This is a genomic window from Parapedobacter sp. 2B3, assembly GCF_041925275.1.
GTDB classification, from domain to species: Bacteria; Bacteroidota; Bacteroidia; order Sphingobacteriales; family Sphingobacteriaceae; genus Parapedobacter; species Parapedobacter pyrenivorans_A.
In genome coordinates, this window is record NZ_JBHEUZ010000005.1 from 130,380 (window position 1) to 154,134 (window position 23,755).

Annotated in this window: 14 protein-coding genes; 3 read left to right on the forward strand and 11 right to left on the reverse strand. The window is 54.6% G+C overall.

Going from position 1 to position 23,755, the window contains the following annotated elements; genetic code table 11:
- The first annotated feature begins 216 nt into the window (after positions 1-216).
- From ACEVG1_RS07760 to ACEVG1_RS07770, 3 genes are all read left to right on the forward strand, one after another.
- Positions 217-3,006 (forward strand): substrate-binding domain-containing protein, encoded by a 2,790-nt coding sequence (locus ACEVG1_RS07760; RefSeq protein WP_374743058.1) that lies wholly within the window; start codon positions 217-219, stop codon positions 3,004-3,006.
- A gap of 78 nt (positions 3,007-3,084) precedes the next feature.
- Positions 3,085-3,870 (forward strand): prolyl oligopeptidase family serine peptidase, encoded by a 786-nt coding sequence (locus ACEVG1_RS07765; RefSeq protein WP_374743059.1) that lies wholly within the window; start codon positions 3,085-3,087, stop codon positions 3,868-3,870.
- Between the two features lie 60 nt (positions 3,871-3,930).
- Positions 3,931-5,178 (forward strand): ABC transporter permease, encoded by a 1,248-nt coding sequence (locus ACEVG1_RS07770; protein WP_374743060.1) that lies wholly within the window; start codon positions 3,931-3,933, stop codon positions 5,176-5,178.
- A gap of 15 nt (positions 5,179-5,193) precedes the next feature.
- On the opposite strand, the gene ACEVG1_RS07775 is transcribed toward ACEVG1_RS07770, so the two are convergent.
- The 11 genes from ACEVG1_RS07775 to ACEVG1_RS07825 are packed head-to-tail and all read right to left on the reverse strand — an operon-like array spanning position 5,194 to position 23,753.
- Entirely contained in the window at positions 5,194-6,750 is a 1,557-nt protein-coding gene (locus ACEVG1_RS07775; protein ID WP_374743061.1) for an arylsulfatase, read from the reverse strand.
- Positions 6,751-6,755: 5 nt separating this feature from the next.
- Entirely contained in the window at positions 6,756-8,285 is a 1,530-nt protein-coding gene (locus tag ACEVG1_RS07780) for an arylsulfatase (RefSeq protein ID WP_374743062.1), read from the reverse strand.
- A 10-nt stretch (positions 8,286-8,295) separates the two neighbouring features.
- Positions 8,296-9,816: a sulfatase gene (locus ACEVG1_RS07785; RefSeq protein ID WP_374743064.1), complete on the reverse strand. Its 1,521-nt coding sequence runs from the start codon at positions 9,814-9,816 to the stop codon at positions 8,296-8,298.
- A 7-nt stretch (positions 9,817-9,823) separates the two neighbouring features.
- Positions 9,824-11,218 (reverse strand): sulfatase, encoded by a 1,395-nt coding sequence (locus ACEVG1_RS07790; RefSeq protein WP_374743065.1) that lies wholly within the window; start codon positions 11,216-11,218, stop codon positions 9,824-9,826.
- A 10-nt stretch (positions 11,219-11,228) separates the two neighbouring features.
- Positions 11,229-12,686 carry an alkaline phosphatase gene (locus ACEVG1_RS07795; protein WP_374743066.1) on the reverse strand — a complete coding sequence of 486 codons (1,458 nt, stop codon included), beginning with the start codon at positions 12,684-12,686 and terminating at the stop codon, positions 11,229-11,231.
- Position 12,687: 1 nt separating this feature from the next.
- Complete coding sequence (locus ACEVG1_RS07800; RefSeq protein WP_374743067.1) at positions 12,688-14,262, reverse strand: sulfatase; 1,575 nt, start codon at positions 14,260-14,262, stop codon at positions 12,688-12,690.
- Positions 14,259-16,823 carry a DUF4962 domain-containing protein gene (locus ACEVG1_RS07805; protein WP_374743068.1) on the reverse strand — a complete coding sequence of 855 codons (2,565 nt, stop codon included), beginning with the start codon at positions 16,821-16,823 and terminating at the stop codon, positions 14,259-14,261. The genes ACEVG1_RS07800 and ACEVG1_RS07805 overlap by 4 nt, the downstream gene beginning before the upstream one ends.
- Positions 16,813-18,594, reverse strand: a complete 1,782-nt coding sequence (locus tag ACEVG1_RS07810) for a DUF1961 family protein (RefSeq protein WP_374743069.1) — start codon at positions 18,592-18,594, stop codon at positions 16,813-16,815. Before ACEVG1_RS07810 ends, ACEVG1_RS07805 begins: the two co-directional genes overlap by 11 nt.
- On the reverse strand, positions 18,591-19,988 hold the full coding sequence (locus ACEVG1_RS07815) for a hypothetical protein (protein ID WP_374743070.1): 1,398 nt from the start codon (positions 19,986-19,988) through the stop codon (positions 18,591-18,593). The genes ACEVG1_RS07810 and ACEVG1_RS07815 overlap by 4 nt, the downstream gene beginning before the upstream one ends.
- Complete coding sequence (locus tag ACEVG1_RS07820; protein ID WP_374743071.1) at positions 19,985-21,334, reverse strand: sulfatase; 1,350 nt, start codon at positions 21,332-21,334, stop codon at positions 19,985-19,987. The genes ACEVG1_RS07815 and ACEVG1_RS07820 overlap by 4 nt, the downstream gene beginning before the upstream one ends.
- A gap of 13 nt (positions 21,335-21,347) precedes the next feature.
- On the reverse strand, positions 21,348-23,753 hold the full coding sequence (locus ACEVG1_RS07825) for a GH92 family glycosyl hydrolase (RefSeq protein WP_374743072.1): 2,406 nt from the start codon (positions 23,751-23,753) through the stop codon (positions 21,348-21,350).
- Positions 23,754-23,755 lie beyond the last annotated feature (2 nt).

Genomic DNA, 23,755 nt, shown 5'->3' on the forward strand with positions numbered 1-23,755 from the left:
CGGCTTATAGGCAGTAGATTACCAAAACAAATGCACACTGGACTTTCGATTTCGTATCCCCTATTTTTGATTTTTAATCATCGCCGGCATGGAAGGTAACTCCCGAATGGGTCATGGCTCCGCCGATGGAGCATATTTTTGCTACCTTCACCTGGAATTACCCATAACGGGGGGAGGTATTCCTACTGGGTATTTCGAGATTAACTACAAAAAACCATGAGAAAACCGTTGATGATGCTGTTATTGGCCCTTTGCGCACATGCTTGCGGGTTGGTGGACAAAAAACCCGTTTACCGCATCGCTTTTTCGCAGTGCGTGGGCGATGACGCCTGGCGGCAGACGATGCTGGAGGAGATGCGGCGGGAGTTATCTTTCTACCCCGATGTGGAGTTCATTTACCGCGATGCGAACAATAGCAGTGACCGGCAGATCCAGCAGCTCCATGAATTGCTTGGGATGGAGCCCGACCTGATCATCGTGTCTCCCAACGAGGCGGAACCGCTCACCCCCGTGGTCGACGAGATATTCCGGAGTGAAATTCCGGTCATTGTGACGGATCGAAAGACCTCTTCGGGTTTGTACCACGCCTATGTAGGCGCCGACAATTACGAAGTCGGCTACCTTGCCGGACAATACCTCGCCAATAAACTGCATGGTAAAGGCGTTATCAGTGAGGTTACGGGCCTGCCTGGCTCTTCCGCGGCCATCGAACGCCAGAAAGGCTTCCACGCAGCGTTGAAGCCTTTTCCGAACGTCGTGCTGCATGAGCAGATCAACGGGCAGTGGCTCATTGGCGAAGCCAAGAGGCAGGCGGCACAACGGGTCGATGCGCTGGCCGCCTCTGATGCCATATTCGCCTACAACGACCAGATGGCTCTTGGAACCTACGAGGCGTTGCAGGAAGCAATACCGGATAACGACATCAAGATCGTGGGCGTAGACGCATTACCCGGCGACCGCAATGGCCTGCAGTTTGTTGCTGATCGGATGCTGGATGCTTCCATGCTGTACCCCACGGGCGGTAAAGAATGCATACAGACGGCCATGGCCATCCTGCAAGACAGACCGTATCAGCGTGAGAACATTCTCGGATCAGTGGTCGTCGACTCGACAAATGTAAAGCTCATGAAACTGCAGGCCGACAAAATCATCGACCAGCAGGCTGACATAGACAAGCAACAACAGCTCTTTGTTGAGCAACAACGTATTTTCAGCGACCAACAACGGGTACTCAATATCCTCGTGGTCAGCTTGGTGCTGGCCATCGTGTTTGCGGGCATCTCGTTTTATTCGTTGAAAGCCAACTGGGACAAAAACAAGCAACTAGAACATCAAAACCAGGAGATTCTTGGGCAGCAGCAGCGCATCCTGGAAATGACAAAAGCCGTAGAAGGGGCTACCGAAGCCAAGATCAACTTTTTCACCAACATTTCACACGAGTTCAAAACGCCGCTATCGTTGATGATCGTTCCGATCGAAGAGCTGCTCGGCAACGGAAAACTGCCGGAGAGCACGCACCGTTCGTTGCGGTTGATCAAAAAGAACGCGCTGATCCTGCAGCATTTGGTATCACAGCTGATCGATCTGAGGCGCGTGGGCTATGAGAAACTGCAGCTAAAAGCCAAAGAAGGAAACGTCACCCTGTTCTGTAGCCAGGTGGTTCAGGCCTTCAGGCCACTGGCGCAGCGGAAATCCATAAACTTCAGACTGGAAAGCGACCTACGCCAAGCATTGCTCTGGTTTGATGAAGACCTGATGGAGAAGTTGCTGTATAACCTCCTTTCAAATGCGTTTAAATTTACGCCCGCTGAAGGTGAAATCGTGCTGCGTCTCCGTGAACTGCACGCCAAACCCAACGAAATCGAGATACAGGTAATCGATACGGGAGAGGGGATTGCCGACGCAGACATCGTCCACTTGTTCGAGCCGTTCTACCAGGGCGAGAACCACGTTCGGGGGACGGGCATCGGGCTATCGCTATGTAAAGAAATCACCGCCCTGCACCATGGCCGCATAACGGTGCAGAGCCAGCAGGGGCAGGGCACCACGGCAACCGTAACATTGCCACGGGGCCACCGGCATCTCCAAACGGAAGAAAAAGCGACGACCCAGCCCACGACCGGCAGTGCCATTGGTCCACGCGAAACGGCCACCCACCTTTCGCTGTTGACGCATGAGATGGAGACGGGTGAGCCAATGCCCATGGCCGTGAATCCAGCGGATGGCAGTCCCGTCAAAGAACATTCGATACTGATCGTTGAGGACCATCCCGACATGCGACAATTCCTGGCGGAAAAAATGAGCGCCCATTTCACCGTCTACACCGCAGCCCATGCGCGGGCGGGTTTTGACATGGCCCACGAACAATTGCCCGACCTTATCATCTCCGATGTGCTGATGCCCGGCGAGCTGGGGACCGCCCTGGCCGAAAAGCTCAAGGCGGATATTCGCACCGCCACCATTCCGATTATACTGCTGACGGCGCGGGGTACGGACGAACAGGTGGCAACGGGCCTGAGTGTCCTAGCGGATGCCTATGTGACCAAGCCTTTCAATGTAGACCATCTGATTGCCCAGGTGAATAATCTGCTGGAAAACCGGAAGCTGCTGCACCGGCATTACAGTTGTGATGTTGCCGAGTTCCAACCCGCTTCCACCCTTTCCGTGGTTGACCGGCGTTTCCTGAATGAGCTTGCGGCGTTGATCGAGGAGAACATCGCCAACAGCGAAATGAATGTGGATTACCTCTGTGAGCGGCTGGCGTTGTCACGCATTCAGCTATACCGAAAGGTAAAATCGTTGCTCGACTGCAGCGTCAACGACTACATCACTGCCCGAAGGCTTCGCAAAGCGGCCGTAATGCTGCAACAAGGGGAGGCCATCAATAGCGTTGCCTACCAGACCGGATTTTCCTCGCCCGCTTACTTTTCGACCGCTTTCAAAAATAAATATGGTATGTCTCCGTCGTTATTCAAAAAGAACGTCGTCGCAGCCGGGAATACGTGAGGATATGTTACTTTAATTTGACAAAAAAGAATAAAATAGTACTTTTATGGTTTGGTGAAATAATTTGCCCCTTTTTGTATGAAGCGAGCATCATTGATTGTTTTCGGTTATTTGTTTATGTCTACGATAGCATTTGCCCAGGATTCCTCAGCTTTCCAGGCTAAACAACTCATCCATCGGGGCGACACACTACCCTACCGGATTTTGTATCCCAAAGACTACAATCCCGAAAGCAGCTATCCGGTTCTTTTCTTCCTGCACGGAGCAGGTGAGCGCGGTGCCGACAACGAAAAGCAGCTTGCGCATGGCGCAAAATTATTCTTGGAAGATAGCGTGCGTAGTACATTCCCTGCCATCGTCATCTTTCCCCAATGCCCGCTGGATTCGTATTGGAGCAATGTGGATATCCAATCGACCCCCGAAGGCGGGCGGGCGTTCTACTTCCGCACAAAGGGCAAACCTTCCGTTGGGATGTCGCTATTCTTGCGGTTAGCAAAACAGGTCCTTAAGCAAGAGGCGGTAGACAAACAACGCGTCTACATTGGGGGATTATCAATGGGGGCTATGGGGACCTATGAGGCCCTACGGCGCAAACCCAAGGTTTTTGCCGCGGCATTTGCCATCTGTGGGGGCGACAACACCGCCAACGTGAGAAAATATGCACATGTGCCCCTATGGATTTTCCATGGCGAGCAGGATAACGTGGTGCCGTCAACCCATTCACACGCCATCGTTGCCGAACTGAAAAGATTGGGCACCGCTCCGAAGGCGACGTTCTACCCAATGGCCAACCACAACAGTTGGGACGACGCTTTTGCCGAACCGGAGTTGCTACCTTGGTTGTTCGGCCACACCAAGAAATAAACAGCAAGCTGTAACACCTGGCTACCTATGTGGTCTAATCATTCATAAACAAAGGGTGAGATGTCAGTCAAAATGTCGAATAGGGAGAATGTCAAGCTGTCGCTGCAATCGATCAGCAGCAATAAGCTACGCACGTTCCTCACAGCGCTGATCATTGCTATCGGCATTACCGCGCTAGTGGGTATCCTTACGTCTATCGACGCCATCAAAAACTCACTTACCGATTCGTTCTCGGCCATGGGCTCCAATTCCTTCAACATACGCAACCGGGGGCTTAACATACAGATCGGGGGCAGCGGCACCCGGCCTAAGCAGTTTCCGCAGATTACGTACTACGAAGCCAAGGCGTTCAAGGACGACTTCAATTACCCAGCGATTGTATCGCTGAGCACCTACGCATCGTTCGGCGGTACGGTGAAATATAAAAGCGAGAAAACCAACCCCAACATCAATGTACTCGGGGCGGATGAAAACTACCTGCAAACCGCGGGATACAATCTCTCGGCTGGCCGTAACTTTTCCCTGCGCGAAATCGAATATGGTAGCAATGTGGTCATCGTAGGCTCGGAAATCGTAAAACGGCTCTTCAAAAACAACGAAGACCCCCTGAATCAGGTCATCCGTATCGGCAGCTCCCAATACACCATCATCGGCGTATTGGAAGACAAAGGGTCCAGCGCGGGTTTCGGTGGAGACAAGGCCTGTATCATCCCCTTGGTTAAAGCACGGGCCGTGATGGCCTTAGGCCGACCGTCCTACACCATTACCGTGATGGCCGGAAACCCACAGCAAATCGAAATGGCTATCGGCGAAGCGACCGCACTCTTCCGCAACATCCGCGGAGTGAGGGTAGGGCAGGAAACCAACTTTGAGATTACCAAAAGCGACGCGGTGGCACAGATGCTGATCGAAAGCCTTACCTACGTCACCATCGGTGCGGTTGTCATTGCGTTGATCACGCTCATCGGTGCCTCTATCGGGTTGATGAATATCATGCTGGTATCTGTAACCGAGCGCACGCGAGAAATCGGTATCCGCAAGGCCATCGGTGCAACCCCGACCGTTATCCGGAAGCAATTCCTTACCGAGGCGGTCGTTATCTGCCTCATGGGCGGATTTGCGGGCATCTTTTTGGGCATACTCATCGGCAACATCCTCGCGGTAGTGATGGGCGCCAGCTTCATCATCCCCTGGAATTGGATCATCCTTGGTGTTGCTGTCTGCGTGGGCGTGGGCATGGTTTCGGGATACTATCCGGCGTCCAAGGCTTCAAGGCTCGACCCCGTGGAAGCATTGCGGTATGAATAGAACAGGGCGGTGGCTTCACTGCTTAGTTACCTGTAGCCTTTCAGTCAAGATAACCTGTAACTCGTTCAGCTTAGCAGGGTAACGGTCACTTACGTTGGTTGACTCCGCCGGGTCTTCCGCCAAGTTATATAAACCCCACGATGGGTCTTCTTTGTCTTTAACTAACTTCCAGTCGCCAACGCGCATTGCCGCATTTCCCTCATGCTCCCAATAGATTTGCCGTTCATGCTTTTTGTTTGCGTCTTTCCCTTGCAGCAACGGAACCAGACTGATACCGGGCAAGTGGCTGTTGGCATTCGCTCCGGATAACTCCTGTAGGGTGGGCATCAAATCGATGATATGACCCACACCGCCGATGAATCCCCCCGGTTGTTTAATCCCCTGCGGCCAGTGCCAGATCGACGGCGTCGCAATGCCGCCTTCGTGCATGTATTTCTTGTACTTCCTGAAAGGCGTATTCGAGGCGTACGCCCACGGAGTCTCATATGCGGTATAGGAACCGCGTTCGCCGATGCGCTTCGTGGTGTCGTTGAGCCCTCGCCGTTCAACGCTCTCGGCACAGGCACCATTGTCCGAAAGGAACACGATGAGTGTATTGTCCAACACTCCTTTTTCTTCGAGTTGGTGGACCAGTTTTCCGATGTTATCGTCCATGATCTCAATCATCGCCGCATAAACGGCCATTTTTCTGGCCCATTGTTTTTTGTTTGCAATCGACTCCCAAGCTGGAATGTCTTCGGGTCGCATACCGGGTGTGTAACGGTCGTCAATCACTCCTTTGGTCGTCATCTGCTCAAATCGCAATGTGCGTACCGCATCCCAACCCTGGAAGTAAAGCGTTTCATACTTGGCCACTATGGAGTCCGGTGCATGCAGCGGCCAGTGCGGTGCGGTGTAGGCGAGGTAAAGAAGAAAGGGTTGCTTTGCGGTATGATTATCGGTATAATGCTGATTAATGAACGTGAGCGCAGTATCGGTGAATGCATCGGTCATGTAAAACCCAGTTGCTGGGGGATTCCAAACATCATCGTCGCGTACCATCACCCGCCGCCGCTTTTCGTCAATAATCTCATAATAGCTGCTGGCTCCAGAAATGAGCCCGAAATACCGGTCGAAGCCCCGTTGCCGGGGCCAGTGTTGCGGCCGTTCGCCCACATGCCATTTTCCGACCATGTAGGTACTGTATCCTGCGTTGCGCAGCACCTCGGCGATTGTCGGCTGATCTGTCCGTAGGAATCCTTGATAGGGGCCCGGTTCGATTGGTTCATCAGCATAACTGACCATATGGCCCATGCCAGCATCGTGCGGGTACTGGCCCGTCAGTAAGGAGGCGCGTGTGGGGCAACACCTTCCGGCATTGTAAAAGCTCCGGAAGCGTAGCCCTTCTTCGGCAAGTTTATCGATATTAGGCGTTTGTATTTCGCCACCGTAACAACCGAGGTCCGAATAACCCATGTCGTCAGCGAGGATGATCACGATGTTGGGGCGATCTGCGGTGCCCTTTTGGGCGAAGCCTCGGATATAGCAACCGGCAAGTAGCAGCAACACAAGCGAAAAAATGGTTGTCTTCATCGGTTTTAATGTGTTTTTTGCATCTTTTTTATTTCTTCGAGTAGCGCTCGCAATTCCTTTACCTTGTCCGGAAACTGTTGATAGCGGTTTGTCGTTTCCTGCGGATCCTTTTCAAGGTTGTACAGCTGTCCGGCAGGCCCGCCGGAAACGGCCTCTTCGCTTTGGGGTTCGGAAAAGCCTCCGGATCCGAGGCCATCTATCAGTTTCCACGGACCTTGGCGGATGGCAAGATAGCCGTTTGAAGCCTGGTGTATGACGGCGCGTTGACCGGGAATGACGGCTGTTTCCCCCTTCAGTACGGGCAAAATGCTGTAACTGTCGGGGGCAGCATCTGTCGGTATTCCGGTTTTCAGGATGGCGGCACAGGTAGCGGGAAGGTTGGCCAATGTTGTCAACGCGTCACTTGCTGTGCCTTGCTTCACCGCAGCGGGCCAGCGCACGATAAACGGGATGCGGTGGCCGCCTTCGAAGGCATCGCCCTTCATTCCGCGGTAGGGACCGGTTGCGTGGTGATCGAAGCGTTCGGCAAATTGTGGCCGCCAGTAGGGACCGTTGTCACTGGTGAAGATGACCAGTGTATTTTGGCCAATACCGAGGCTGTCGATCGCCCGTAGCACGCGACCCACGGCATCGTCTACCATTTGGACGAAATCACCGTAATCTCCCGCACTCGATGCGCCGCGCTGGTCGTCTGCAGGCAGCCACGGGGTATGGGGTGCTGGAAGGGGAAGGTACAGAAAGAACGGCTGCGGCTGCTTTGCTTGCTGTTCTATGTATTGCACGGCTTTATCGGTAAACGTCGGCAGCACGCGGTCAAATTCAAACGAAGGCGCCATTTTCCCTGCGCGCCAAAAGGCACCGGTGTATCCGGTATTGAGGTCGTTGCCCGGTGTGTGGGCGGTGGGAAGCTCAATTAATGTATCCCGCTCGAGATAACAGTACGGCTCCATGTCGAGCGAAGCAGGGAGTATAAAGGAATAATCGAACCCGAGGCTCAACGGACCCCCCTTTGGCGGTTGGGTGAAGTCGATATGTTCGGGATCCATGTCTCTCAGCATCCCAAACTCGTTCATTTGCGGATTGCTGGGGTTGAGCACGCCTCGATGGCTTTCCTTGACGGCCCAATCCAATCCCAGGTGCCACTTGCCGATGACGGCGGTGTGGTAGCCCTGCTGTTGGAGTAAGCTACCTACCGTAAAACTGCCTTGTGGGATGAGCGTACGGCCATATCCCCGCAGCACGCCGACCGGCAAACGGCTTCTCCAGGCGTACGTACCTGTCATGATCGCGTAGCGGGTGGGTGTGCAGACTGAGGTGGGGGCATGGGCATCGGTAAATCGCATGCCTTCCCTAGCGAGACCGTCGATGTGGGGCGTGCTGATCCGGCTGTCAGGATTGTAGATGCTTACATCGCCGTATCCCATGTCATCGGCAAGGATGTACACGATGTTCGGCTTGCCCTGCTGGGCTACCGTGGGGGGGGCCATCGCACCTAGTGCGATTAAGCCACCAAGGATTTTTTTACAAATCGACATCTCCATGCATTTAATCCAATTCCTTGTAATGGTTAAAAAACCGCGTATATGCATCTTCCGGGATTGTCAGGTGGTCGTCCGTATCCTTCATATGTTTCTTGAGACATCCTAACAGTTCGAGTACCTTGCTTTCGCTTCCCTGTTGGAAAGCAAGGTTAATTTTTTCCTGCGGGTCTTTGGTTATTTGGTACAGTTCGAGGAATACCTCATCGCCGAACATATCGGCAATCAGCTTATACCCATCCTTTACTACCGCCCGCTGGAAATTGCCCAAAGAACCATTCCCATCGTACTGGAGGAATATCGGCCGTACATAATCCGCCGGCTTGGCATGCACCAGCGGTAGCAACGACTGGCCATCAAGACCCTCCGGAACGGGCACACCCGTATAGTCCAATAAAGTAGGCAATACGTCCATCAGGCTCACCGGCTCATCAATGGCTGTGCGGCCAACCGGAAAACCGTCCGGAAACCGGATATACAAGGGCACGCGCACAGACTCCTCATACATGCAATTCTTCTGCCAGAGCGAATGGCTACCGAGCATTTCGCCATGGTCTGCGGTGAAAACAATGATGGCTTGCTCGTAAAGGCCTTCGTCTTTAAGTGTTTGGACAATCCGGCCCACCTCATCGTCCAGCAGTTTGACCAGGCCGAGGTATTTTGTCCAGATATCCCGCCACTCTTCGCGGGTGTACCGGGTTCCCAAAAATCCGGTGATGTTGTACATTTGCAAGGGGGATTGGCCGGGATACCACTGGCCGACATTCTCCGGCAGATCAACCTGTTGGCTGGCAATGGCAGAAAAATAAGGTTCGGGGATATGGAACGGTGGGTGCGGAGCCAGAAACATGCAGTTGAGCAGCAGCGGCTTGGATTTGTCGCGTTGCCGGATGGCCCGCTGTGCTTCGTTGCTGAAATAATGGTCTGTAAAATATGCGACGCCCGGCTCATAAGGTGCTGCAAAAGGTGTTGAATAATACCGGGCGCCGGTATGGCGTCCGGACACCTGTTCGGGAACCAACGCCTTGAAAACGCGCCCTCCGGGCTTGTCCATACCTTCCGATTTCATCCACTGCGCATACGTCTGCTGGGTAATCCATTTGGTTTTGGTTTCCGGGTCCTTTTCAAGCGGATCCACGGTAAAAAGGTGTTGTTTGCCCACATGCCAGCTGTCCCAGCCCTCTTCCATCAGGGTGTACATAGTGGGGATTCCCGTACGTACCCGCCCGAAACGGGCATCCTGCGGAGCCCACGGGTTGATCAGTGAATGGGTACGGTTGGGATATAGTCCGGTAAAAAAAGAGGCCCGGGAAGGGGCACATAGCGGTGCTGTCGCATAGGCGGAAGTAAACGTGACACCGGCTTGCGCAAGTGCCGAAATATTCGGTGTCATTTCGCCGATGACATCGGCCCGCAGCTGGTCGGCCATGATGACGATAATCGGTGGGGGGTCTTTCCGCTGTCCGGATGACCGGGCAGCCATAAGCAGACACGCCGTAAGCAGAAAGGAAAAAGAACCGTACTTCATGGTTTTGCTATTGGTAACGTGTTAATAATTCGGGATTCACTTTTTGGAAATAGGCTGTCATCTCTGCCGCTAATTCCTTGACTTTTCCGGGATTTTCATCGGCAATGTCGTGCGTTTCGTCCCGGTCTTCCTTGAGGTTGTACAATTCCACCTTGCCGGATTTCCAGAATTTCAGCAGTTTGTAGTCGCCATGGATTACCGCCGAATGGGGATACCCATCATTATAGCGGTGGAACACGAGTGCGCTGTTTGCGCGAACGACGGGCGTGTCCGTCTCACCCGAAAGCTGGCGCACGAAACTGCCGCCATCGGTGTCCGCAGCACCAGCACCGGCGTTTTCACCGGCCAGCTCGGCAAATGTCGCTAACAGGTCCCAACCGGCAACCGGTACATCACATTGGCTACCGGCCGTAATACCGGGGCCCATGACCAGGAACGGTACCCGTATGCCTCCTTCGTAGAGTGTCCATTTTCCGCCGCGGAGGGGATAGTTCCGCATCGGTTTGTCGAACTGCGAAGGATGGTCCAGCCGGTTCCGTACAGCCGGCATAAATTCGGTAGCCCCATTGTCGGCCATGAAAAACACATAGGTGTTTTCGGCGATACCCAGCCGTTCGAGCGTATCCAATACGGCCCCAATGCTCCGGTCAAGGTCCTCCAGCATGCCTGCGAATGCGGGGTCATCGTGTTTCGTTCCCTTTGGTCTTTTCTGGTATTTTTCATACGATTCGGCGGTCGTCTGCTTCTCTACGTGCGTCGCATAGTGCGAGATTTGCAGGAAAAAGGGCGTTCCGGCTTTCGCCTGGCGTGTCATGAAGTTGGCCGCCCGTGCCGCCAGTGTATTCGCCCGTTTCGGATCGCCCGTGATGAAATAATCGGTCCACTTATCCATTCCCTCGATGGCAAAGTTGCCATTTTTGTTACCGGTATCACCGTCACTTTCATCGTAGCCCGCATCTTCGGGAGAAAATCCGGCACGGATGTCCCACTTGCCGAGATGGGCCGTCTTATATTGACTGTTGATGCCTTTGAGCACCTGGGGCAAAGTGGGGTATTTCCCCGCCGCTGGCTGGTAATGCGTTTCAAACGACTCATCTCCCTGCCGGGAGGGCGTATGGCCATAGAGGATGCTCCGCCGGGAGGGCGAACAGATGGATGCGGGGGCATAGGCTTGGGAAAAACGCATGCCCGAGGCCGCCAGCCGATCCAGGTTGGGTGTTTCGTGGTAATCACTGGCCGACTGCGGATCGGCTTTATCCATCCGCGTGGAGAGGGATGACCACCCGAGGTCATCGGCTAAAATAAGCACAATATTCGGCGACGCAGACTGTTGCCCGCAGAGCCGTTCTGAACATCCAATTAACAGTATGGATGCAACTATAAAAGGGATTGTCCGGGTCATGATTGGTGGGTTATGTATAAGCATAGTGTGTATGGGTATTGACGATGTTGCCGTCCACATCGTGATGATTGAATTGAATGCAGGGGCTTTTGTCTTTCCGGAATACGCGGACCTGCAGGAAACCGCCTTTGACGCGCAGGAAGCGGTGTTCCGGTCGCACATCGTCCGACCTCCACCCCTGTGCATGGAAGTCGCTCACCGGGCCGGAGCCAAATTCCATCAGGCCTGTTTCAGGGTCTTCGGAAAAATATTGCCAATGCCGATCACCGCTGATGACAAACAGCCGTTCCACGGTTGACAGGTACTGCCGCAACCACGCCCCTTCCGTATGGAAGTTTTTATTGGCGTGGTTATCCTTCTTGGTGTCCCGGTCCGGGCCGACGATGGGCGTGGGCGAAATCAGCAGTTTGAATGTCGCGGTGGAGGCAGCGACCGTCTCCTTGAACCACGCCAGTTGCTCATCGCCCCAGATGGTTTTGCCAGGGCCGTCGGGGAGGTCGTTGTTGGATCGGTATTCGCGGGCCTCGATGAGCCAGATCTGCAGGTCCTTACCCCACTGATACGTCCTGTAGGGTTTCCCGTGGAGCGCCACCTGCTCGTTCCACACCTTCAGGCCGTCGGCATAGGAAAGCTCGCCGTAAGGAGCGGAAGTAGGGTCGACGTCGTTTTTCAATAGGTCGTGGTCGTCCTTCAGCATGTAGATGGGTACTTCCCGGCAGAAATCACGGATAGACGGCCTCGAATCCATGGCGTGCCATTTATGCCGTGCCTTTTCCCGCGTAAAGGCCAGCGGCCCGGGTTTATCATAATAGACGTAGTCGCCCGTGTGGACATAAAAATCCGGCCGCAACCGGCGCATGCTGTCGTATACCTTAAATCCCCGTTCCTCATCGTCGTAACTCCAAAGGTACTGGCAGGTACAGACCACCCAGTTTACTGCGGCGGGTGTTCGCGGATCCGGTGCCGTCCGGAACGAACCGCTGGCATAGACGGAGGTTCCAGCCATTGACGCACGGGCTTCGATTTCAACGCGATAGTCGGTGGCACTTTCCAGGCCGTCTATCGGGATTTTGACGGTATAATCATCACCGGGTGTGGCCGCATGCCAATCCGAACGGAAAGCTCGTGTATGGTCATTAACGAGGGTGATCCGCACAAATCCCGCGGCCCCGGCGACAGCACCGTCCATTTTCTCCACGGGTTGGTTTTCATCGAAATCGATGGGATGCCTGAATACCTCTCCCCGCCGGCTGTGGCGGATGGGAACGGGTGTCTCCTGGCTGCATAATCGGGTCCAGAAGATGGCCGACCGGTCGGTCACTTCGGAGATTTTAAAGCCGGTTGTGAAATAAACCGGTTGTGAAATAGCGGCGGCGATTTCATCGAAAGCGGGGAGCACCATTAGGCCGATCCCCGTTTTTTTAAGGAAATTTCTTCGACTTTGTGTGCGTATGTTATTCCTCGTCATGTTATTCCCTATTTTGATAAGCCGGGTTATACGCCCCCTGTTCACGGAAACCCGGGAACGGGCGCATCCTGCCGAACCGCGGATAGCTGTCAAATACATCGCTCCCCGAAACCATCCGGGGATCTCCCTGCTGGGTCAGCAGCTGTTCGAGTTGGGCACGGAGCCCAGCCAGTACATCGGCATAGCGGCTATCCGTTGCCAGGTTTGACACGCAGGCCGGGTCTTCGCGGATGGCATACAATTCTTCGGCGGCCTGCTTGGCAGTAGCCAAGCCATATTGCGCCGGCCACCGGTAGCGGTTGGCAAGTAGGAACTCTTTGGTGGGCGAGTCGTCGATATCCTCGAAGCCCGATACGATCGGTTTCATGCCCGTACCGGTCAGGTCATCGCCGGGATGAGCCGGCGGCGGATCGCCCATGGGCCACCGATCGGGTTTAAAGTTGCGTATGTACAGGTAATCGGCGGTACGGATGGCGCGTGCGGGATAACCGAGATTGTCCGGCCGGGCATGGGTATGCCGCTCCCTTCCGGTTAGTATATACCGGTTGGTCGTATCGGGTACATCGCCTTGCACTAGGGGGATAAGACTTTTCCCGGCGATGGCAGGCAGGGGCTCCGCGGCGGCCCAATCGAGGATGGTGGGTGCCAGGTCGATGAGGCTCACCGGCGCATCCATCGGGCGTTGTTTGTTAATGCCCGGACCGCAAATAGCTAGGGGCACGTGGATGCCATACTCATGCAGGCTGGCCTTTGCATGGGGGAACGCCATGCCGTTGTCGGCCGTGACAATGATGATCGTATTTTCCAGTTCGCCCATACGTTCCAGCAGGTCGAGCATTTTTTGCAGGTGCTGGTCAAACCAGTTGATTTCCAACGCATAGTCCAATAAGTCGGTCCGCGTTGTATCGTGGTCGGGCAGGAACGGGGGGACATCCATTCCGGCCGAGTCCAACCCCTGGCGAAGGCCCGATCCGTATTCGTATACCCTATGCGGCTCATGGCAGCCAAACCAAAAGAAGAAAGGCTGTCCATCGGGCTTTTCCTCCAGGAAGCGTTCGAAATTGGCGGCGTAGTTTGTGGGATTGATCCCGTTGGTGGGTAGGCTGGTATATTTTTCGTTGTTATATTCGGGGCCTACGGGATTCTGCTTCCACCCGGCATCGCGCCAGTTGCCGGGTCCCCAAGCCTTGCCGGTATAGCCGGTAGCATAGCCGGCCGATACCAGTGCATCGGTGAATACCGGAAATTTCTTGGGGAAATAGCTGCTGTGTGTGCCCGCTTCTTCCAATTGCCAGATGTTGCGGCCGGTAAGGATGGCCGCTCTGGAAGGGCTGCATTGGGGTGCGGCAACAAATGCATTGCTGAACAGGACGCCATGTGCTGCCACGCTGTCAAACGCCGGCGTTTTAAACTGCCGCATGCCATAGGCCGAAGCATGCGGATAAGATTGGTCGTCGGCGATGGCAAACAGGATATTTGGGGGACGCTGGGGCTTCGTTTTCTCGGTCTGCCGGGTACAGCTACCCCAAACGAACAGACATCCGATCAGTAGGTTGCATATGAGTAACTTGTTCATTTTTTCTTGTTTTTGCTGCCGATTAGTAAACGTTGCTGGATGGCGTACGGCAACTCATCCGAAGCCTCCACATATCGGATATGATTACTGAGCTTTTCGGCGAGTTTGGCGCTGTCCTCCTGTTGGCCAAAGGTCTTTCCGGCCAGCGAAATCTGTGCGGCGTGCGTAGAAAAGGCGGTTGTGCCCGAACGGTTCGTGACGGATAAACCCGGTGAATGTGCCGTATCCAATTGCGCACGGATGTCCCAGTCGCCTAACGAAATGCTCAAAACGCCGTCTTGGTACATCTCTTCGGCTGCTTCGATGTTAACCGAAGGGCCCACCTGAAAGATCGCGAGGAAACGGGTGGAACGGACCTTGGAAACATTGATTGCCTTGAGGTGCCATTGCCCATCGTCATAGCGCTTCAGCTCTCCCTGGGGGTTCCGGCTGCCGCGCCAATTTTCTGCACGTACTTCAAACGTATCCGCCAAACTCCAAGACACCGCCGAAGGTGTCCATAATTTACCTGCGCCCGAGAATCCGTCGAAGTGGGATGAAAAGCGATTGGCTACGGTATCGATGTGGATTTCGGCCATGCTATGGAGCAGCCACGACCAACTTGCCGGATGGTCAGCCTCCAATTCGTCATACACCACGATGATGTCGGGTTTAAGCAAGAGCAGATGCCGATGAAACTTTTTCAGCCCGTAGTCTTCGCCGGTTTCGGCACTGCTGTAGGCAGCGGATGCATCCCCCATCACATAGGCCATGTCTTCCCCTTGCAGGAACCGCGGCATCCAGCCGTACGCTTCCACACTATAGGGTTGGCCGGCACCGTCAATCAACACACTGTTATTGCTCTTGGTGTGCTGATACCAGCCCGTGCGATGTGGGTCCTTCATCGTTACCTTATAGCCCGTGCGGAAGAACGCACGTTTACCGCCGTACAGGATGTTGAACGCATTTTGATCCGAAAGGAAGTGTCCGTACGAACCGAAGGGGCTCGACCGCATGGCCACCACGAGGTTTTCAGGGGTATTGCCAGGATTGGAGTGCAATGCCGCCAGACCGATTTCCCGGAAGATCTTTCCGGTTTCCAGCTCCACCGAAGCCAAGCTAGGGATATCCCTATCTTCCGTCCGGGCCAGCCGGATCCACCGCAGGGACCGATCGGCAGTGATATCCAGGTTTTCGTATTGCCGGCACATTTCCACATACCCTGCGGCTTTGGGGTTTCCAGTCAGTCTGGCGAGCATATCCGCATAAGCGATATACGCCACGCCCGGTGAAAAGATTTCCTCCGTGTTGTCTCCAAACCCATCCGCCGAAGATCCGGGGGGTACGTGGTATAGTAGCCAGTCGACGGTATTCGTATACCAGGGGTGCGCATTGATAAAATCAAACCCCGTGTATTGCTTAATCGTTAGCGGGATATCGATCAGTGTCGCCATATTCATCCGAAAATACGACGCCCCTTCAATCCAACCACCATCCACCCCACCAAGTACCGGTGCGCGGGCAAGGAACAGTTCATAGGCATATTCAATCCATTCGGCAGCTTCGGGAATTTCCCCATACACGGCAATGCCGGTCTGAAAAAAATAATGCAGGATGTGCTGCCATACATGGCCACTTAATATTTTTGCTTCGACATCGTTCCGCCAACTGGTGTAAAAGCCGACGGCACGTTCGGCGATTGGCCGAATCATCGCGGACCTCTCTGCGGCGGTAAGCGAAGCCTGAAAGGTATCGAATACGAGCGCGAGGGCGAGCATACAGCGTGCATTGCCGAAATCACTGATCTGGGATATCCCTTGGGGATCCCAGGTGGCAACTTCCTTGGCAATGCGTATCGCGTGGAGGCGATACCGGTTGTCGCCTGTGAGCAAGTAGGCTTGACAGAGCGGCAGCGTGGCTCCATAAGCAAAATCGCCCAATTTCTTACTGGCGTCCTGCGCTAGCTTGCGGTTCTGCTCTGCGTCATTGAGCTGCCTATTCGGCAAGCCGCGCTGCTCTGTAATGATGTTGCGCTTCAGGACCATCTCTGCCTCGTGGATGATGGCCTGCACATCACTATTCATGGGGAGGGACCGGATGCGGGTCGTATCGGATCCATCTGCAAGCAATCGCGGATGATGTGTGGGTATACCAGCGAGGAACCGGTCTACGGGCGGCGACACCAGAGTGATGGCCTTCGGCGTGACCTGGAACGTCTGCAATGCAGACCAAGTTCCGCCGGATAGCCGGTACTGCCAGTACCAAGTTCCCTCGGCAAGACGCTGGTGCGGATTGAACAGTGCCCACGGAATGTTTTCCCGGTGCAGCGTCTCGTCACTCCCGAACAGTGAATCCCGGGATAGGCGGACATCGTAATGTGCTGTTTTTTCCTTTTCCGCGGGCCAGCGGAGGATAGGCGTATTGAATTGTGCCGCAATACCGGCCGTCGGCTCGGCGGCCGAAAGGTATCGCGCGTAGACCGCATCGGGATACGATGTCGGCTGCGTGCGCGGTGTACCGCATTGGACGAGGATAATTGCGGCTACGCCAGCCAGTAAAAGCATTGTTATCTTACGAGTCATGCTGTGTACGGTTTTGATGGGTGAGTTGCCAAACCCGGAAGTCCCGGTAGCGGAAGTGTGACCATTGCATCTGGCGGAAGCCGATTTTGCCAGCACCCAGGACTGGCCCGTGGGTGCCCCCGCCGTCTATCCAGTCAATGATTTTACGGCCATCGATAAAAAAACAGATACGGCTTTGGTCCTTGACCAGCTTGACGCGGTGAACGGCAGGGGATGTCTTTGGGATGCCCTCCGGACCGGTTTGTACCAATGCGAAGCCGCTGTTCTTGCGTAGGTGGGCAAATTCGCGCGTGGGGTTCTTGGGATTGTTGGCGTAGTAAGAGATGTGGTAGCTGTTGATCTGATCTTTTGTGTAATACTTGAATGTGCCCTCGCGCGGAGGAAGAGCGGGGTCGAAGAGGTCTTCGCCGTTTCTTCCGGCTGCTGCAAAGAAGGTAATCAACAGGCCGGCTTCAGGATACAGGTTCTGCACCTCCCATTCGGCGATGAAACTAGCCGGAAAGGTTTCGGGGCACCAAAGTACGTGGTGCCATTGCTGTTGTTCGGCATAGAGTTCCATCCAGCCGTTTTTAAATTCCAGCTTGCCCGGCCCTTCCATCACCCATCCGCGGACCGCGGCCGAGTCTGCCAGCTTATTTTCGTAAAGCAGTTCCCCTTTCTCGTAGGTCATCGCGGGACTGGGTGCTTCAAGCAGCCGGAGGATCTCACATCCCGCCAGTAAAAAAGCGCCCGTTCCGTATGATTCCCAGTTTTCTTCGGAAAATGCCTTGGGCTCAATGCCCGGCGGCTGCACAAAACCCAGCCGTCCTTCCGCGTTGACGTGGCTGCTCAGCCCGGCCCAAGCCTTCTTCACTACGGGGACGTAGGTGTCGGCGTCGAGTAGGCCGGTGCGGATCCCCCAGGCAAGGGCATAGCAAAAGAGTGCCGTGCTGCTGCACTCCGGCTCCGGGAATGCATCGTAGTCCAGCAGGTTTGCGCGCCAGAGGCCGTCGGCTCCCTGGCGCGCACGGATGGCCGCGGCCATCTCCACAAATTGCTTTTCGAATCGGGGGCGTCCTTCGAAACCGGCAGGCAACTCATCGCATATCCGCGCGATTGCGGCCAACACCCAGCCATTGCCCCGGCTCCAAAAAACTTTCGTACCATTGGGGCTTTTGGTGTCGAAGAACCGGTCGTCTCGGTAAAAGAGGTTTTCCGGTTGGGCATAGAGGTATTCCGATGTTTTCCACCAATGTTCGGTGAGGTAGTCGAGGTATTTTTCATCCCCCGTTAACCGGTAGTACTTTGCAAAGGCAGGCGGAGCCATGAAAAGCGCATCGCACCACGACCACCACTCCCTGCGGTAGGGATTGTCCGTAAACTGCACATCGGCTTTGGGCCTCCGGGCGAGGTGCGCATCCATCATCCATTTACTGTGCTGGATACGTTGGCTATCGGGCTGGTGCCGGAAGAGGTCCAGGTAAGTCTGTACCACCATCAAGCGATCGGCATCATAGATATCCTGCATCCCCTGCCATTGATGTCCGGAAGCGATATGGCAAAGGTAATCGCTATAAATGGAGTCGTGCGTGGTATCATAGAGCGCCATCAAACCCGCGTACCACGTTCCTTCGTGCCAGTCAAGCTTCGGATATTTGGCCGGTTGCTGCATCTGCCACCGTGCCGTTTTGTTCATAAGGTTGAGTATGTTGTCTTTTTGCCAGCCATCCTGTGCACTGACGGTTTGTATTGCGGTACTAAAAAGTAATAGGGTAATAATCAATCTAATCATGGTAATAACGTATGAATGTCAGCAATAAACACCTGTCTATTTCCTCCGGGAGCTCCGTTGAAGCAGATCTGGGTATAGTCCCGGTTCCAGGTGGGGTGAGGGTCCAGCTTATGGTGGCTTCCGCCGGTTATGCGGTCCTGCGGCAAATATTGGTTGCGTCCGCCGCCCACATCGGTCGGTAGGGTACAGATAATCGTTTCGGTGTCGTATTTCAGGTCAATGAGCCGAAGGGGGATTTCCCCACTCTCGGGCACCACATAGGTTTGTTTGGGGTATGCATCCGCGAGCAGGTACCGCGAACCGGGGTGCATGGTAGGGTGGCCGCTGCCGAGGTGTTTTTCGGAGAGTACGGTAAAGTTGTCCCCTTTATAATCAAAGGTGCAAAACAGCATGTCTTGATAGCCCAACCAGGTCGGGATACAGTTCATAATCACCCGTTCACCATCGGGATGCCAGTTGGGGTGATTGCCCGAACCCCCCAACCGCGCACGCTGGTTCCACTTTTGGGCCGACAGGCACTGGGTCAGTTCGTTTCCGTGGGGGTCCAAAGTAAACAAAGAGGCGTTGCGGCCCTCGCCATCTACCTGCGCACGGAAAACTTGCAAAATACGGGTATTCTGCCGGTTGAATTTGGAGTGGAAGAGGTATCCGATACTGCCCCGGTACCGCCTGCTGTCACTTTCGGCCACCGTGTTGAAAAATTGATCGATGGAGGCCAGCAGCATCGTCTCGTTCCGTTCCAGGTCGGTTTTCCACAACCCTTCATGGGACATGTTGTCCGGCCGGAAGGGCTGGGGCTTGCCGGGAGGAGGGTCGGGCACGGCATAGCCGTATTGGTGGATGTTCATGTTCAGGAGATTCGGGCTGATCACTGATTTATCATCCGGCGCGATATCGTATTTGGGCCCCGCGTAGGCGTTGACGTCGCCGGTGATCAGATCGATTCGTACACATACCGGGATACCGTCGATGAGGTCGTTGGTATACAGATACCGATCGGTCGTGTGCCCCCACTGCACATTGGCGCCCACCTGAAAAGACCAAGCCTTGGTCTGATAAACCGTGCGTATCGCTTGTTTTTCCAGATCGACTACGCAGACGGCGGCTGTATCACCCCATTGAGGTTTTTTCCGTTGATACGGGAGCTTTGTTATCGTGAGGTATCGTCCGGATGGGCTCCAGGGGCACACATCGTAAAAAGTATGCAGGTAAAACCCGTCATCCGGCGTTACCTGCATAACCGGTGCCGCGGTCTGCCCCCTCCGGAAGGAACGGAAATCAAACGGCATCCAGCCGTCTTCGCCCTTTGGAATCTGGAGGGCCCAAACGCTAGGCATTGTCAGTATCGCGGTAAAGCCAGCCGAGGTTTTGTATATAAATTCTTTCCGGGTCATTTGTTGCGTAGTTGTGTTTTAATTGCTTCCATTTCATCCAGTAGTGGATCGTTTTGCGCTTTCATCCAATCCGTCAACGCTTGATACATTTCCATTACGGTGCCGTCCAGTGCTTCATCATGCACCTGGTTGACCCGCTCATAGGGATCTTCCGCTAGGTTGTACAATTCGATAGGCGGACGGCTCCGGTAGTGTTGGACACGATGGATGGCATCGGCGTCGCCACTTGTCAGCCAAGAATCAAGCACCCGCTTCGCATCGATGACCGCCCGCTTGTCCGGCTCGTCCATCGCCTTCAGCGAAAAGCGATGGGTTGAACGCAGGTTTACAATCAGCTTGTAGCGATCGGTTATTACCGTCCGTATGGGGTATTCATTGGCGCCCTGTACACCCAGATTCGTATAGCAACCGTATATCCGATCATTTACGGCCGTTGTCCGCTGTTTCAGTACCGGCGTAATGCTCCGTCCGTCAAGTGCTTCGGGAGCGGCGATGCCCACCATATCTAGCAACGTCGGCAGGATATCGACCATGCTCACAAGGGCATCCGTTTTGGTGCCCGGTTGCACCACACCGGGCCACTTGACGATGAGCGGGATGCGTATCCCCTGTTCGTAAAGCGTCCACTTGGCGAATGGGAAGGCGGGGCCGTGATCGCTGAGGTACAGCTGGATACTGTTTTCATTGAGACCCAGCCGCTCTAGCCAATACAGTACGGATCCGATTTCCTGATCGGCCAATGTCACGTGGTCATAGTAAGCCGCCGTATATTGCCTGGTTTCCGGCGTATTGGGCAGCCATCGCTTTGGGGTGATGTTACCCTGGCCCCCTTTGAGGTTAAAATAAGGCTGATGGGGTGCATTTAGCGATACGATCAGACAGAATGGCTGCGTGTGCTTGCCCCTTAGGTAAGCCGGAATTTGGTGGCGCTCCATATACGTGAATGGAAACGCTCCTTTTGGCTTGATATGTTCTTTTCCAGCCAATATCACATCGTATCCGGCGGCGGAGAAGTAATGGGGCAGTGACTTGATACCCTCGAATACCGATCCGTGGTTGCGGGAGCACCCGTTACGGTGGGGGTATAAGCCAGTAAACAATGCCGAACGCGATGGCGCACATACCGAAACCGGGGTATAGGCCCGGGTAAATACCATGCCTTCCCGTGCCAGCTGGTCAATTGCGGGCGTTATCACTTCGGTGTTTCCATAGCATCCCGCATCTTCCTGCCCGTGATCATCCGAAAGGAAAACCACGATGTTCGGTTGATGCTGTGCGTACGTATCCAACGAAGCCGTCAATGCTAGCATAGCAAGGAAGAGAACCGGATAGCAGATCTTTCGCATCGTCACCTCCGTTTTATTCGCTGGCTTCACGCTTGGACATCGAGGGTGGTGCCTGTTCGGGCGATGCACCGAATTGCTTGTTGGGTTCGCTCCCCATATCCAGCCGCAGTACACCGCCGTTTACCACCGTGTCATGGGGTATCCACACCCGATCCAACGGCTTGCCATTTAACGTCGCAGATTGGATGTAACTGTTTTCAGGGCCATTGTGGCTAGCTTCGATAACGAATGTCTTGCCGGGGTAATATGCTGAATTGAGGTGGAGCGTTATTTTGTCGAATATGGGGCTGCCAATCTCGTATACCGGTGTGGTCGACACGCCACCGTCGGTGGCAAACAGTCCGATCTTGAACAGTACGGCCAACGCGCCCATCAGCCCTTGGTCTTCATCGCCACTGTACCCATAGTCAGGAGATACGCCGCTGTAAACCTCCTTGATGACCTGCCGGGTCCAATATTGGGTAAGGTAGGGAGCTCCTGCGTAATTGAATAAGAAAGCCGTGTGTATACTGGGCTGGTTGCCATAGTTGATGTAAACCTCCCGGTTCTGGGCTTGTGTCTCCACGGAATGGGATTTGCCCGACGTGAAATGATGGGATTGGGCCACCTGGAATACGCTGTCGAGCTTTCCGCTAAACGTATCGGTACCGCCCATCAGGTTGATCAGTCCGGCAACGTCGTGGGGGACAAACCACGTGTATTGCGCAGCATTGCCTTCTACCCACCCGTTTTCATACGTCAGTACATTGGCGGGCGACCGCCATTGGCCGGTGCTGTCTTTTACCCACATCCAGCCCAATTGGTCGTTCCATAGGTTCCCGTAGTTTTCGGCCCGGCGGCGGAATACCTGCTCGTCGTCCGTCTTGCCCAGCGCATGCGCCAATTGCGACAAGGCGAAGTCCTGGTAAGCGTATTCCAAAGTCTGCGCCGCCCCGTTTTGATGAAATCCATACCGGGTGTCGCTAAGTGGATGGGGCACATAGCCTTTCTCGATGTATTGCTCGATGCCGCCACCTTTGAACGTATGGTGTTCGTAACCCGCTTTACTCATCAACCCGCCCGGCAGGTGGTTTTTCCGAAGGCCTTCGTACGCTTTTTCCACGTCAAAATCGCGGATGCCTTTCTGATACGCGCTAACGATGAACGGCGTGGATGAGGCGCCGGTCATCACGAACGTATAATTGCCTCCGGCTGGTCCGCGGGGAATCAATCCGCCATCGTCATACATGAGCAGCATCGAGTTGACGAACGACTGGGTGACTTCCGGATAGACCAAGTGCCACAACGTGTTGATGGTCCATTGGGCACCCCAAAAGGAATCCGAATTGTGGTGGTTGAATTTGGGCTTACCGCTTCCATCGAGCGGTATCTGGCCGATCCGTGGCGTATCGCCGGTCATGTCACAATATTTGCCGTTCACGTCGCTAATGATCCGCCGCCCCTGCAAGGCATGCCACAGATCGGTATAAAACCGTTGGCGTTCTTCGGTTGTCCCCCCATCAATTTCGACCCGGCTGAGCCATTCGTTCCATTCGTTCCTCGATTCACGGACCACCCGGTCAAAGTCCCAATGGGACAGCTCGGCGTCGAGATTGATCCGTGCTTGCTCCACGCTAACGTAGGAGATGGCGACTTTCATCTTCACCTCCTCGTTTTGCGTGGTCGGAAAGCTGATAAAAATACCAGTGTGTTCGCCATCCACTTCGTCGATTCCGTTTATGAGTTCCCCGTTCTGCCAGCCCGAAAATTGTTGGAAAGGCTTGTCGACCTGAGCCGCAAAGTATACGGTTATCGGTTTAGGGCGGCGTACGGTGGCCCCCATGACGGCATAGCCCTCGATTTCCCGGTCATTGACCTTCCGGGCATAACCCCTGTCGGTCTTTGAGGGACCCAATGCGGTCGTAAAATCAAAGAGGATGTGGCTTTCCGGTGATTCAGGAAAGGTGTAGCGGTGGAATCCGACCCGTGTGGTGGACGTTAGCTCCGCCGTAATCCCGTAATCATCCAGCACGATTTTGTGGTAGCCCGGCCGCACGATTTCGGTTTGGTGCGTGTAGGCCGATCCGTATACATGCGGGCCTAGGTGCCCCTGGAAAGGACCCGTTGTAGGCAATACGGGAATGCCCGACAGCTGCCAGCCGTGTACGTGGCTAAAACAGCGGATGGTATCCCGGTGATACCGGTAGCCGGTTCCCCAATCGCCATCCACTTCCATATCAGGGCTTAGGTTGACCATTCCAAACGGCCGTGTTGCCGAGTTGAAAAAGAACCACCGGGAATTGGCCGCGTCTACCAGTGGTTCCACCAGGTCAACCGGAGCGGAACCCTTGTAGTATAGCGATGGGTCGTCGTTATTCGGACTACCGCAGGCCAAGCATAGAGCCAAAAGGGAAAGGGTAACGAGGGATGTAGCTTTCATGA